The sequence below is a fragment of the Burkholderia sp. BCC1998 genome (genome assembly GCF_905339875.1).
Classification (GTDB): domain Bacteria; phylum Pseudomonadota; class Gammaproteobacteria; order Burkholderiales; family Burkholderiaceae; genus Burkholderia.
Map to the genome: position 1 here is coordinate 106610 of NZ_CAJPHE010000011.1, position 13090 is coordinate 119699.

The window sequence follows — 13090 nt, forward strand, 5'->3', positions numbered from 1 at the left end:
ATGACAGATCGATGAAGGTCCGGTGCGAGCGCTCCGGCATTCCGGGAATAAACGTACGCCCCGCGTCGTCATACGGGTGTAGCACCTCGTTTCGTTGACTTCCGAAGGAGTGGAGCATGAATACGCATTGGCTGGTGGCCGCCACGGTGGCGGCGATGTCCGTCGCGAGTGTCGCGACGCCTGCGTCGGCACAGGCACTGACGCGCGCGCAGGTCAGGCAGCAACTGATCGACGCCGGAACCAACGGGCTGCGCTTCGTGACCGATACGTCGTATCCGGACGTAAGCCCGCTGTTCCAGCAGCAGGCCGGGCAACTGCCTCGGCATCAGGCCGAAACCGCGGTCGGCGGCGATCCGGCGGGGACGTCCGATGCGGGCAGGCCGGCGGCGCAACCGACCCGTCCGCGCCCGGCCGCATGCGTCGGCCCCGAGAGCTTTTGCACGCCGTATTTCGGAAGCTGACGCAGCGGACCGCCGCGGCGGGTTCGACATTCACGAAGGTTGATCGGCACGCAACATTGAAGGAGTTGATGATGAAAACTTATATCGCACTACTGATGATGATCGGCGCAATCTCCGGTCAGTCCGCATTCGCGCAATCGAATGCGCCGCTCACGCGTGCCCAGGTTCGCGAGGAGCTGATTCGTCTGGAAGCGGCCGGGTACGATCCGTCGAAGGGGGATGACGGCGAATATCCGGCGGACATTCAGGCCGCGCAGGCGAAGCTCGCCGAGCAGGATCGCGCGAGGATGGCGGCTTCGGCTTCGGCTTCGGCTTCGGCTGCCGCGCCGGCCTCCGTCATGCCGGCGCAGGCCGGCAACTAGGAGCCGACATGTACGTGTGTGTCTTCAGGCCGTCGTGTTCGCGGTATGGCGATACGCATGCCGTTCGCGGCACGCGGCCCGGTCGAACGGCACGGACGGCCAGGCTGTCGATCGCGCGCCGCTTCGCGCGGCGCCGCGATCGTCTCGTTGCCCGCTTCCGTTGGGCGCGCAGGTGGATCGCGGGATGAGCAGTGATGCGGGCGAGATGCGATCCGTCATCGGCGGACTGCTGTCCGCGATGACGCGCAAGGATGCCGGCGGCGGGATTACCAGGGCATCATCCGCTGCATGACCTGGTCGCGCAGGATGAAACGATGCGCGACCGCGGCCGCGACGTGAAGGCAGATGCCGCCGAACAGCACCCACGCGAGGATGCCGTGCACGTCGCCCATCGCATGTCCGAATCCCGATCCGGCCGCCGACAGCGCAGGCAGCGGCACGATGCCGAGCAGCGTCACGGCCCAGGCACGCGATGACGCATTGATCCAGCCAAGCAACGGCACCGCGATCAGCAGCGCGTAGAGCCCGAAGTGCGTCGCGCCGGACACGGCGCGCATCGCGGGCGACAGCTGGTCGGCGGGCGGACGATGCGTCACGCGCCAGAGCACGCGGCAAGCCATCGCGGCGAGCAGCGCGGTGCCCACGATCAGGTGCGCGGCGATCAGGCCGACCGGTTGCGTATCGCGATGCACGTCGGGCATCGTCCAGCCGATCGCATACTGCGCGACGACGAGCGCCACGATCAGCCAGTGGAGAAGGCGTGCGACCGCATCGTATCGGGCGGAGGTAGACATGAAAGCTCCTGGCAAGCGGGTGGGGACCGTATCTTCCGGAGGATTCTACGGCCGAATCCTTAACAAAACGTTAAGCGTGCGGCCGCGCATCGGATTCGCCCCGTGACGCATGCGCGCTCTCGACCCGGGCGGCGTCGGCCGACGGCAACACGATCGCGACGCCGGGGCCGTATCCGCCGATGCCGGGCCCGAACCGCACTCGGCCGCCGAACCATCGCGCGATGCGCCCGACGATCGACAGCCCGGGCCCGCTACCGGGCTGGTGGTGCGCCGGATCGTCGGTTGCGAGCGCCACCAGGGGATGTGTCGTGCCGGTTGCGCTGTTTGCGCCGAGCGTACCCGAAGCGTCTTTCACGGCGATGACATTCCGCATCCGGACCGTCATCGCGACCGCGATCCTGTCGGCCCGTAAGGTGGCCCACGCGGCGTTCAGGGCCGCGGACGTTCGCGGCTGTGTGCGCGTGACCGGAATCGATCGCCGTACGGTAGTCGTGTCATCTGATTGCGCGTACCGTCGGTTGGTCGTCCTTGATATCCGGCTCGACGGGAATCGACACGGCGGCGTGTCCGGGTGAGCGCGCGTTCGCGCGTGCCGGCCGGCGCGTCGCGGTCATTGGGCCACCACTGGGGAGAAGCATGATCCTGTTGCATCTGCTGCACGCGCTGGCCGGCGCAATGTCGATCGCCTGCGGACTGGGCGTGTTGCTCGGCATTGCCTACACGGTCACGGCCAGCGTGCTGGTCGGCCGGTTCTTTTCCCGCGCGCGGGCGGTGCCGTGCGATTATCCGGGCGTGACCGTCGCGAAGCCGCTGCACGGCGACGAATGGAATCTCGTACAGCATCTCGAAAGCTTCTTCGTGCAGGATTATCCGGGGCCGGTACAGCATCTGTTCGGCGTGCACGATGCGGGCGACGCGGCGCTCGCCGCCGTCGAAACGTTGCGCAGGCGCCATCCGGACGCGAACGTCAAGGTCGTCGCCGACGCGCGGCTGTACGGGCCGAACCGCAAGATCGCGAATCTCGTCAACATGCTCGAACACGCGGAACATTCAGTGCTGTGTCTTGCCGACAGCGACGTGCTGGTCGAGCGCGATTATCTGCGTGCCGTCGTCGGCGCGCTGCAGCAGCCGGAAGTCGGCATCGTGACGAGCGCGTATCGCGGCATCGCGTCGCCGGGCTTCTGGCCCGGTGTCGCCGTCGCGATGACGAACTATCATTTCCTGCCGGGCGTCATCACCGGGCTTTTCATCGGGCGTGCCCGTCCGTGCTTTGGCCAGACGATTGCGATCACGCGCGCGACGCTCGAACGCATCGGCGGGCTCGCGCGTTTCGCGCATCACCTGGCCGAGGATCACGCGCTCGGCGAAGCGGTGCGGCAGGTCGGCGCGCAGGTCGTCGTCCCGCCGTTGGTCGTCGGGCACGCCTGTGTCGAAGAGACGTTCGCCACGCTGTACGCGCACGAATTGCGCTGGAGCTGCACCATCCGCGCGGCGGACCGGCTCGGTCATGCCGGGTCGGTGTTGATGCACCCGTTGCCGCTGGCGGTGCTGGCCGTGCTGTTTTCCGGCGGCACGCTCGCCGCCTGGGGGCTGGCGTTCGCGGCGCTCGTCGCGCGGGCGCTGCTGATGTTGAAGACGAGCCGCGCCACCGGCGCGGGTCTGCGCGGCGCGCTCTGGTTGCCGTTCGTCGATTTCCTGCAGTTCGTGGTGTTCGTGTCGAGTTTCTTCTCGTCGCACGTCGTCTGGCGCGGCACGCGCTTTCGCGTCGACCGCGAGGGCTTGCTGTCGCCCGCGGGGAAATCATGACGCACGACACGCATGCCGACCTCGAAGGCGCGGACCGGCGGTCCGCGCGTCGCGACGCGCGCCTGCGGCAAGCGGGGCGCGCGGCGGCGCTGGCCGGGCTGGTGCTCGCGGTGTGGCTGGTCTGGCGCGAGCATCCGCTGGAGATCCTGCACCGGCTGCGGATCGCCGGCGCCGGGTTGCTGGTCGCCGCGCTGGCCCACATCCTGCCGATGCTCGCGAATGCGTGGGACTGGCGGATGCTGATCCGCGGCCCGCGCCGGCCGTCGTTCGCGACGATGCTCAAGCTCGTGTGGATCCGCGAATCGATCAACGGATTGTTGCCGGTCGCGCGAATCGGCGGCGAGATCGTGTCGTTCGGCCTGCTGCGGCAGGCGGGCGTACGCCCGGCGACCGCCGTGGCGAGCCTCGTCGCCGACATGCAGCTGACGTTGATCAGCCAGCTCGTGTTCGCGCTGGTCGCGATCGGCTACGTGCTCGAACACGTGTCGTCCGATGCCGCGCAGGTGGCCGCGCGCCTCGCCATCGGCATGGCGGCGCTGGTGCCGGTGCTGCTGCTGTTCGCACTGGTTCAGCACGCGCGGCCGTTCGAGCGCGCGATGCGCGTGGTCAACCGCGTCACGAGCGGCAAGGTGGTGGCGCTGGTCGGCGAATCGGCACGCACCGATCAGTCGATCCTTGTGATCTGGCGCAAGACGGGTATCGTCGTCCGCTATCTGGTGATCTGGCAGACGCTGCAGTTCGCCGGCTATGCGCTGGAAATCTGGCTCGCGCTGCGTTTCCTCGGCGCCGATCCGACGTTCGCGCAGGCGCTCGCGATCGAAGCGCTGATCCAGCTGCTGAGCAGCATCGCGTTCGTGATGCCGGGCGGGCTGGGCGTGCAGGAGGGCGGGTTCGTGCTGATCGGCGGGCTGCTCGGGTTCGACGCGCCGACCTGTCTGGCGCTCGCCGGCGCGCGACGAGTGCGCGATCTGCTGTTCTATCTGCCCGGATTGCTCGCGTGGCAGCATGCGGCCGGCGCGGCGCGCTCGCCATCCGGCGCGAAGCGCGCATCGATGCACGTCGGGGAGTCCGCCGGGCCGCGCTGATGCAGCCCGACGTTGCCGGCCTGCCGGGCAGGCGGCAGCGACGCCTGGGCGGTCGCTCGCCTGCCGGGCGGCGCGGCCGTCAACGCCGTTCGTCGGCGAGATGGCTGCGGATGACGTCCGCGAACGACGTGTCGCCCTTCAGCCCGAGCGCTTCCGCGCGCGTCGTGTCCCAGCGGCCCGGCCAGCTGCCGACGATCTTCTCGACGCGTTCGTCCGGTGCATGGCGGATCAGCTTCACGACCTCGTCGCCCGCGACTTCGCGCAGCGCCGCGATCATCTCGTCGACCGACACCGACAGGCCGGGCAGGTTGATCACGCGCTTGTTGCCGAGCTTGTCGCTGTCGAGCTCGCAACCGGCGACGAGCGCGTCGATCGCGCCGCGCGGCGACAGCAGCCACAGCCGCGTCGACCCCGGCACCGGGCACACGCTTTCCTCGCCGTTCAGCGGCTCGCGGATGATGCCGCTCGCGAACGACGACGCAGCCGCGTTCGGGCGGCCCGGCCGCACGCTGATGGTCGGCAGCCGCAGCACGCGGCCGTCGACGAAGCCGCGGCGCGCGTAGTCGCACAGCAGCAGTTCGGCGATCGCCTTTTCCGCGCCGTACGACGATTGCGGATTCAGCGCGGTATCGTCCTGCACGACGTCGGGCAGCACGCCGCCGTAGACGGCCACCGAGCTCGTGAACACGACGCGCGGACGATGGCCGCGCGCGCGGCACACTTCGAGCAGCGTGCGCGACGCGTCGAGGTTGATCCGCATGCCGAGATCGAAATCGGCTTCGGCCTGCCCGCTGACGATCGCCGCGAGGTGGAAGATCGCGCCCGTCTGCGTGTCGATCGCGCTTTCGAGCACCGCGCGATCGGCGATGTCGCCGACGATCGACGTCACGCGCGCGTCGCCGAAATCGCTGCCCTCGACGACGTCGAGCAGCACCAGCTCGTCGATCCTGCTGCTCCGGCCGTCGGGGCCGGTCAGCTCGCCGCGTTCGAGCAGCTTGCGCGCGAGTCGCTGGCCGAGAAAGCCGGCGCCGCCGGTGATCAGTACTTTCATGTTCTTTGCCCTCTGAGGAATACGAAAATTACAGGTACGGCCTGAGCCAGCCGAGGCCCTCGGACGTGCCGGCCTTCGGGCGATACTCGCAGCCGATCCAGCCGTCGTAGCCGAGCGCGTCGATCAGCGCGAACAGGTACGGGTAATTGAGTTCGCCGATGTCCGGCTCGTGACGCTCGGGCACGCCGGCGATCTGGATGTGGCCGATGCCCGCGAAATCGCGCTTGAGCTTCATCGCGAGGTCGCCCTCGACGATCTGGCAGTGATAGCAGTCGAACTGCACCTTCAGGTTCGGCGCGCCGACTTCCGCGCGGATGTCGTGCGCATCGTCCTGGCGGCTCAGGAAATAGCCGGGCATGTCGCGCTGGTTGATCGGCTCGATCAGGATCGTGATGCCGTGCGCGGCAGCCGCCTGCGCCGCATGCCGCAGGTTCGCCACGTAAGTGTCGCGATGGCGCGCGCGGTCTGCGCCCGGCGCGACCATCCCGGCCATCACGTGCAGCTTCTTGTTGCCGAGCACGCGCGCATAATCGAGCGCCTGGTCGATGCCGCGCCGGAACTCGTCCTCGCGGCCCGGCAGCGATGCGATCCCGCGTTCGCCGGCGGCCCAGTCGCCGGGCGGCGCGTTGAACAGCGCCTGCTCGAGGTCGTGCGCGTCGAGGCGCGCGCGGATGTCCTCGGCGGCGAAGTCGTACGGGAACAGGTACTCGACGGCCTTGAAGCCGTCGTGCGAGGCAGCGGCGAAGCGTTCGAGGAACGCGTGCTCGGTGTACATCATCGAGAGGTTGGCGGCGAAGCGGGGCATGGCAGCGGTCCGGTGAATGAATGGGGCGGGGCGCCCGGCGCCCCGCGTCGAATGAAGGGTCAACGGTTCACGAGTTTCGCGGGCGTGAGCCACACGGCGATCGCGCCGATCACGAGCATGCCGGCCAGCACGTACATGCCGGACGACGTGCTGTGCGTGACGTCCTTCAGGTAGCCGATCACGTACGGGCTCGCGAACCCGGCGAGGTTGCCGACCGAGTTGATGATCGCGATCCCGGCGGCCGCGGCGGAGCCGGCGAGGAACGCGGTCGGCAGCGACCAGAACAGCGGTGCGCAGGTCAGCACGCCGCCCGCCGCGAGCGACAGGAACACGATCGACACCGCCGTATTGTGCGAGTACGACGCGGCGACCGCAAACCCGACCGCGCCCATCAGCGCCGGCACGATCAGGTGCCAGCGGCGTTCGCGGCGCTTGTCCGCGCTGTGGCCGAACAGGTTCATCACGACGATCGCGACGACGAACGGGATCGCCGACAGCAGGCCGATCTGGAGCGTATCGGTGATGCCGGTCGACTTGACGAGGGTCGGCATCCAGAACGTGAGGCCGTACTGGCCGGTGACGAACGCGAAGTAGATCAGCGACATCCACCACATGCGCGGGTCGGCGAACACGGCCTTCAGCGAATGGCCGTGCTGCTGCTGTTCCTGCGGCTGCGCGGCGATTTCGTCCTCGAGCAGCTGCTTCTCGCGCGCGTCGAGCCACTTCGCGCTGCGGATGCCGTTGTCGAGATACAGGATCGTCGCGATGCCGACGAGCAGCGCCGGCACGGCTTCGATCACGAACATCCATTGCCAGCCGTGAAAGCCCGAGCCGCCGTGGAAGCGCTCCATGATCCAGCCGGACAGCGGGTTGCCGAAGATGCCCGACACCGGAATCGCGGACATGAACACCGCGATGATCTTCGCGCGCCGATGCGACGGGAACCAGTACGTGAGGTAGAGGATCACGCCCGGATAGAAGCCGGCTTCCGCGAGACCGAGCAGGAAGCGCAGCACGTAGAACTGCGTCGGCGTCTTCACGAACGCGAACACCGCGGACAGCAGGCCCCACGTGATCATGATTCGCGCGATCCAGATGCGCGCGCCGATGCGGTGCATCAGCAGGTTGCTCGGCAGCTCGAACAGGAAGTAGCCGAGGAAGAAGATGCCGGCGCCGAGGCCGAACACGGTTTCGCTGAACGCGAGGTCCTGCGACATCTGCAGCTTTGCGAAGCCGACGTTCACGCGGTCGAGATACGCGACCACGTAGCAGAGCATCAGGAACGGCACGATGCGCCAGAACACTTTCCTGTAGGTTCGGTCGAGCTCGCCCGATTGGGCGGGCGCGGCGGGCGAGCGGCTTGCGGCCGCGTCGAGAGCAGTCATCGTCGTCTCCAGATATGTCGTATGCCGGCGGCGCGTACGCCGCCGGATCGTGTGTGTGTGCTGACGGAAGGGCCCGCGCACACGGCGGGCATGGGAATCGTTACGGAGTCCTGCGTGATTCGAATACGCGATGCGTTGCGTTACCAGCGCGCGCCGAAGGCCTGGCGCAGTTCGTCGAGCGCGGCGTCGGACAGCGGCTCGGGCTTCGGGTCCGTCATCAGCCACAGCCGCGCGGTTTCCTCGAGTTCCTCGAGCGCATACGATGCGTGCGACACCGACGGCCCCCACATCACCGGGCCGAGGCGGTCGAGCAGCACGCCGCGCACCTGGTCGGCGAGCGCCGCGACTTCGGCCGCGACGGCCGGGTCGCCGGGGCGGCGATAGCGGATCAGCGGAATGTGGCCGACCTTCATCACGTAGTACGGCGTGAGCGGCGGCAGCACGTCGGTGTCGCGCCACACGCCCGCGAGCGTCAGCGCGACGAGGTGCGTCGAATGCGTATGGACGATGCCGTGCGCTTGCGCGTTGCGCGCGTAGATCCCGCGATGCAGCGCAAGCGTCTTCGACGGCCTGCCGCCCGATACCGGCTGGCCGTCGAGGCCGACCTTCGCGATGTCGTTCGGGTCGAGGCGGCCGAGGCATGCGTCGGTCGGCGTGATCAACCAGCCGTCGTCCAGGCGCGCGCTGATGTTGCCGGCGCTGCCGACCGCATGGCCGCGCGCATACAGGCTCGCGCCGACGACGCAGATCTCTTCGCGCAGTGTCGCTTCGTGACTCATCATGCGGCTCCGTCGAGTGCGCGCAGCGCCTTGTCGAAAAAGTCCACCGTGCCGAAGTTGCCGGACTTCAGCGCGAGGCCGAGCGGCTGCGCGTCGACGGTGGCCGTCGCCGGCACGCCCGGATCGATCTGCGCGCCGATCTGCAGCGATTTCACGTCGAGCGCCTGCACGACCGCGCCGGACGTCTCGCCGCCGGCGACGACGAACTTGCGCACGCCGAGGTCGCGCAGGCCGCGGGCGATCGCCGCGAGCGTGCTTTCGACGAGATGGCCGGCTGCTTCGACGCCGAGCGCCTGCTGGACGGCCTTCACTTCGTCGGGCGTGGCGGTCGCGTAGATCAGCACGGGCTGCGGCAGGTGCGAGCGTGCGAACGCGAGCGCTGCGTCGACGACGGGTTCGCCGCGCGAGGCCGCGAGCGGATCGATCCGGAAGCTCGGCCGGTTTTCGCGCCACGCGGCGACTTGTGCGTTGGTCGCCTTCGACGCGCTGCCGGCGAGCACCGCCGACGATCCGTCGATGTGCGGCAGCGAGGCCGCGTTGTCGCGCTCGGGCAGTTGGTCCACGCGGCGGAAATTCGCGGGCAGGCCGAGCGCGACGCCCGAGCCGCCGGTGACGAGCGGCAGGCCCGCGCACGCTTCGCCGAGCACGTAGAGGTCGTGATCCGACAGCGCGTCCGCGATCGCGAAGCGCGCGCCTTCCGCGCGCAGCTGCTCGATCCGCTCGCGCACGGCGGCCGCACCCAGCGCGATCGTGTCGTAGCGGATCAGGCCGACTTGCGACTTCGTCTGCCATTGCAGCACGCGCACGAGATTCGCGTCCTTCATCGGCGTGAGCGGGTGGTTCTCCATCCCGGATTCGTTCAGCAGCACGTCGCCGACGAACAGGTGGCCGCGATAGATCGTGCGGCCGTTCTCCGGGAACGCCGGGCACGCAATCGTGAAGTCGCCGCCGGCCGCATCGAGCAGCGCGTCGGCCACTGGCCCGATGTTGCCCGCGTCGGTCGAATCGAACGTCGAGCAATACTTGAAGAAGAACTGGCGGCACCCTTGCGCGCGCAACCATTCGTAGGCGGCGAGCGACTGCGCGACGGCGTCGGCGGCGGGAATCGTGCGCGACTTCAGCGCGACGACGATCGCGTCGGCATCGACTGCGGTGCCGCCGGCGGGCACGCCGATCGTCTGCACGGTACGCATGCCGCTCTTGACGAGCATGTTCGCGAGATCGGTCGCGCCGGTGAAATCGTCGGCGATGCAGCCGAGCAGGGGGCGGGAAGCGGAAGCGGTCATGGCGGGAACGTCGTTCGAATCAGCGGGCGGGCGGCAGCGTGATGCCGGGGAAAGTCTTGATCACGGCGGAATCGTCCTCGCCGCCGTGGCCGGCGCTCGATGCGCTCATGAACATCTGGTGCGCGGTGGCCGACAGCGGCAGCGGGAACTTGCTGCGGCGCGCGGTATCGAGCACGAGGCCGAGATCCTTCACGAAGATGTCGACGGCCGACAGCGGCGTGTAGTCGCCGTTCAGGATGTGCGGCACGCGGTTCTCGAACATCCACGAGTTGCCGGCGCTGTGCGTGATCACGTCGTACAGCGCGTCGGCATCGACGCCTTCGCGCAGGCCCAGCGCCATCGCCTCGGCGGCCGCCGCGATATGCACGCCGGCCAGCAGCTGGTTGATGATCTTCACCTTCGAGCCGATGCCGTGCGCGTCGCCGAGGCGATACACCTTGCCGGCGATCGCGGCGAGCACGTCATCGCAGGCCGCATACGCGGCGGCGGGGCCCGACGTCATCATCGTCATCTCGCCGGAGGCCGCGCGCGCGGCGCCGCCGGACACCGGCGCATCGAGCATCTGCAGGCCTGCGGCCTCGAGGCGCGTGCCGAGCGCGACCGCGAAGTCGGGCGCGACGGTCGCACTCGCGATCACGACGCCGCCCGGCTTCATTGCCGCGACCGCGCCGCGCTCGCCGAACAGCACCGTTTCGGTCTGCGCGGCATTGACGACGAGCGTGACGACGACGTCGCACTGCGCGCCGAGTTCGGCCGGGTTCGCGCAGGCCACGCCGCCTTCGGCCGCGAATGCCTGCAGCACGGTGTCGCGCACGTCGCAGGCGTGCACGCGGAACCCCGCGCGCAGCAGCGAGCGGGCGACGCCGAGGCCCATCGCGCCGAGGCCGATGACTCCAACATTTCGTGACATGGTCAACCTTGATCGATTCGGAAAAGGTTCGGGACAACGACGGCGCCGGTTCGGCCCGGGCCGCCGCATTCGTTCATCAACAGATGCCGGCTTCCGCGAGGCGGCGCGCGGCGTTGTACATGTGCGTGCGCGCCGCGTTGCGCGCTGCCATCGGGTCGCGTGCGCGGATCGCGTCGGCGATCGCCGCGTGCTCCTCGCGCACCTGCCGCGAGAAATCCTCGCGCGTCGCTTCGTTGCGCCGCGTGACCTTCACGCCGGCCTCGAGGTACTGGTTCAGGAACTGCAGCGTCTTCAGGAAATACGGGTTGCCGGTGACGGCCGCGATCGTGCGGTGGAACGCGACGTCTTCCGCGACGCCGTCGCGCCCTTCGGCCACCGCGTCGTCGATCTTGCGCAGCGCGTCGTCGATGTCGGCCATGTCGTCGGCGGTGTGATGCAGCGCGGCTTCGGCTGCGACTTCAGCCTCGATCGCGCGGCGCACCGCGAGCAGGTGCGGCAGCGAGCTCGCCTCGACGGCTTCCGCGTAGTCGATCCGCAGCGGGCGGATCGCGCCGTGCTGGTTCACGTACACGCCGCTGCCCTGGCGCGGCTCGACCACGCCTTCGTTCTTCAGGCGCGAGATCGCCTCGCGGATCACGGTGCGGCTCACGCCGAATTCCTGCGCGAGCACGGCTTCCGTCGGCAGCTTGCCGGTGGCCGAGAAACTGCCGACTTCGATCTGCTTCAGCAGTTGCTGCGCGACGTGGTCGCTCATCGCACGGGCGGGAATTTTCTCGAACATGGCGCTTTGGTTTGTAAGGTGATGTGGTCATCATACAAATTTGAAGGTGCGTCAGCATCCGGAATAACCCTCGATCAATGGGTTGCAACGTCGGTCAAATGGATTGGAACCGGTTCCAAATGGCGGGGAAGTGTGGCGATCGTGCCGGGTTCGATGTGCGGTTGGCGGGCGAAGGGAGGGCGGAGGTGAACGGCGAACGGCGGGGCCGAGGCGAAGGGCGAAGAACGAAGAACGAAGGACGAAGGACGAAGAACGAAGAACGAAGAACGAAGAACGAAGAACGAAGAACGAAGAACGAAGAACGAAGAACGAAGAACGAAGAACGAAGAACGAAGAACGAAGAACGAAGCCGCGCGCCGGCGGCGCGCGTGATCGTCAATCAGTCGGCGACGTCTTCCACGGGATCGGGATCGGTCGCCGCCGACATACCGCCTTCCGCGACTTCCCCGCCGCGCTCGCGATAGGTCGCCGGCGGCACGCCGAACTGCTTGCGGAACTCGCGGCCGAGGTGCGACGCGTCGGCGAACCCGCAGCTCGACGCGATATCGGCGACGGTGCGGTCGGAACTGGTCAGCAGCCACGCGGCCGTGCGCAGCCGCACCTGCTTCGCGAACGCCTGCGGGCTCTTGCCCGTCTCGGCCTTGAACAGCCGCTCGAGCTGGCGGGTCGACATGTCCAGCTTGCACGCGAGTTCCTCGAGCGGCAGCGCGCGCCCGACATGCTGTTCCATCAGGAGAATCGCGCGCTTGACCTTCGGATGCGTGGCCGGCTCGAGACCCGGCGGATGCGGCTGCGGCGCATTGCCTTTCTGCATCTCGCCGACCAGCAGGATGCGCAGCGCCTTCTGCACGGTCGCATGGTCGAAATGGCGCAGCAGGATCGCGGCGGCGACGTCGATCGACGCGCGGCCGCCCGAGCAGGTGATCCGGCGCCGGTCGATCACGAACAGGCGATCGGCGATCAGGAGGTCCGGATCGGCGTTCGGGAAGCGCTCGATGAAATCCCAGTAGTGGAACCAGCTCACGCAGGTGCGGTAGCCGTCGAGCACGTTCGCGCGCATCAGCGTGAACACGCCCGTGCAGATGCCGACGACCGTCGCGCCGTCCGCCGCCGCGCGGCGCACGAACTCGAGCGTTTCGGGGCCGGCTTGCGGCCCCGAATGCAGCAGCCCGCCGACCACGACCACGTAGTCGAACGGCTCGGCGCTCTCGAAGGTTTCCCACGGCGTGATCTGGATCCCGCAGCTCGCGCGCACCGGCGCCAGCGTCTCGCCGATCACGCTCCACGCGCAGCGCACCGGCTTGCTGTAGTCGCCGTCGTCGGCCGACAGCCGCAGCATGTCGACGAAACCCGAGAAGGCCGTGAGCGTGAAGTTCGGCAGCAGCACGATGCCGAAGCGGATGCGCCGCGGCGCAGGTTCGGCGAGGGGGAAAGCGGGTACGTCGGGTGTCATCGCGGTCAATCTCGTCACGCCGGGAAGGCGGGTCTCACTTGTTGCACTCTGCTTGCGGGCGCGCCGGCCGACTTGTGGTTTTGCGTCGCCGATCATCGTCAAAACGCACTTTCCGGCCGTCCTGCGCGGGGC

At 68.4% G+C, this 13090-nt stretch carries 14 protein-coding genes; 4 read left to right on the forward strand and 10 right to left on the reverse strand.

From position 1 onward, the window contains the following. Nucleotides 1–116: 116 nt before the first annotated feature. Together U5A56_RS20090 and U5A56_RS20095 are read left to right on the forward strand one after the other, a co-directional pair. Nucleotides 117–461, forward strand: a complete 345-nt coding sequence (locus tag U5A56_RS20090; RefSeq protein ID WP_321924179.1) for a DUF4148 domain-containing protein — start codon at nucleotides 117–119, stop codon at nucleotides 459–461. Nucleotides 462–532: 71 nt separating this feature from the next. Then, nucleotides 533–823, forward strand: coding sequence for a DUF4148 domain-containing protein (locus tag U5A56_RS20095; RefSeq protein ID WP_321924318.1), 291 nt, complete (start codon nucleotides 533–535; stop codon nucleotides 821–823). Between the two features lie 266 nt (nucleotides 824–1089). Here U5A56_RS20095 and U5A56_RS20100 read toward each other — a convergent pair whose 3' ends face one another. After that, nucleotides 1090–1617, reverse strand: coding sequence for a cytochrome b (locus U5A56_RS20100; RefSeq protein ID WP_124521404.1), 528 nt, complete (start codon nucleotides 1615–1617; stop codon nucleotides 1090–1092). Between the two features lie 70 nt (nucleotides 1618–1687). Further along, nucleotides 1688–2002, reverse strand: a complete 315-nt coding sequence (locus U5A56_RS20105; RefSeq protein WP_321924182.1) for a hypothetical protein — start codon at nucleotides 2000–2002, stop codon at nucleotides 1688–1690. Between the two features lie 251 nt (nucleotides 2003–2253). Between U5A56_RS20105 and hpnI the strand changes: the two genes are divergently transcribed. Together hpnI and U5A56_RS20115 are read left to right on the forward strand one after the other, a co-directional pair. Continuing rightward, complete coding sequence (gene hpnI / locus U5A56_RS20110; protein WP_321924183.1) at nucleotides 2254–3423, forward strand: bacteriohopanetetrol glucosamine biosynthesis glycosyltransferase HpnI; 1170 nt, start codon at nucleotides 2254–2256, stop codon at nucleotides 3421–3423. Next, nucleotides 3420–4508, forward strand: a complete 1089-nt coding sequence (locus tag U5A56_RS20115) for a lysylphosphatidylglycerol synthase domain-containing protein (RefSeq protein ID WP_321924184.1) — start codon at nucleotides 3420–3422, stop codon at nucleotides 4506–4508. Before hpnI ends, U5A56_RS20115 begins: the two co-directional genes overlap by 4 nt. A 79-nt stretch (nucleotides 4509–4587) precedes the next feature. On the opposite strand, the gene denD is transcribed toward U5A56_RS20115, so the two are convergent. The 8 genes from denD to U5A56_RS20155 all read right to left on the reverse strand — a co-directional run bounded on the left by denD (nucleotide 4588) and on the right by U5A56_RS20155 (nucleotide 12958). Next, nucleotides 4588–5559, reverse strand: a complete 972-nt coding sequence (gene denD / locus U5A56_RS20120; RefSeq protein WP_321924186.1) for a D-erythronate dehydrogenase — start codon at nucleotides 5557–5559, stop codon at nucleotides 4588–4590. Nucleotides 5560–5587: 28 nt separating this feature from the next. Then, complete coding sequence (gene otnI, locus U5A56_RS20125) at nucleotides 5588–6364, reverse strand: 2-oxo-tetronate isomerase (protein ID WP_124521414.1); 777 nt, start codon at nucleotides 6362–6364, stop codon at nucleotides 5588–5590. Nucleotides 6365–6423: 59 nt separating this feature from the next. Then, entirely contained in the window at nucleotides 6424–7749 is a 1326-nt protein-coding gene (locus U5A56_RS20130; protein ID WP_124666863.1) for an MFS transporter, read from the reverse strand. Between the two features lie 140 nt (nucleotides 7750–7889). Next, complete coding sequence (locus tag U5A56_RS20135; protein ID WP_044844447.1) at nucleotides 7890–8528, reverse strand: aldolase; 639 nt, start codon at nucleotides 8526–8528, stop codon at nucleotides 7890–7892. Continuing rightward, nucleotides 8528–9814 (reverse strand): 3-oxo-tetronate kinase, encoded by a 1287-nt coding sequence (gene otnK, locus U5A56_RS20140; RefSeq protein WP_321924188.1) that lies wholly within the window; start codon nucleotides 9812–9814, stop codon nucleotides 8528–8530. Before otnK ends, U5A56_RS20135 begins: the two co-directional genes overlap by 1 nt. Nucleotides 9815–9833: 19 nt before the next feature. Further along, nucleotides 9834–10724, reverse strand: a complete 891-nt coding sequence (gene ltnD, locus U5A56_RS20145; RefSeq protein WP_321924190.1) for an L-threonate dehydrogenase — start codon at nucleotides 10722–10724, stop codon at nucleotides 9834–9836. Nucleotides 10725–10800: 76 nt separating this feature from the next. Then, complete coding sequence (locus tag U5A56_RS20150) at nucleotides 10801–11505, reverse strand: FadR/GntR family transcriptional regulator (protein ID WP_059452152.1); 705 nt, start codon at nucleotides 11503–11505, stop codon at nucleotides 10801–10803. A 379-nt stretch (nucleotides 11506–11884) separates the two neighbouring features. Continuing rightward, nucleotides 11885–12958 carry a GlxA family transcriptional regulator gene (locus tag U5A56_RS20155; RefSeq protein WP_124521420.1) on the reverse strand — a complete coding sequence of 358 codons (1074 nt, stop codon included), beginning with the start codon at nucleotides 12956–12958 and terminating at the stop codon, nucleotides 11885–11887. Between the last annotated feature and the right edge of the window lie 132 nt (nucleotides 12959–13090).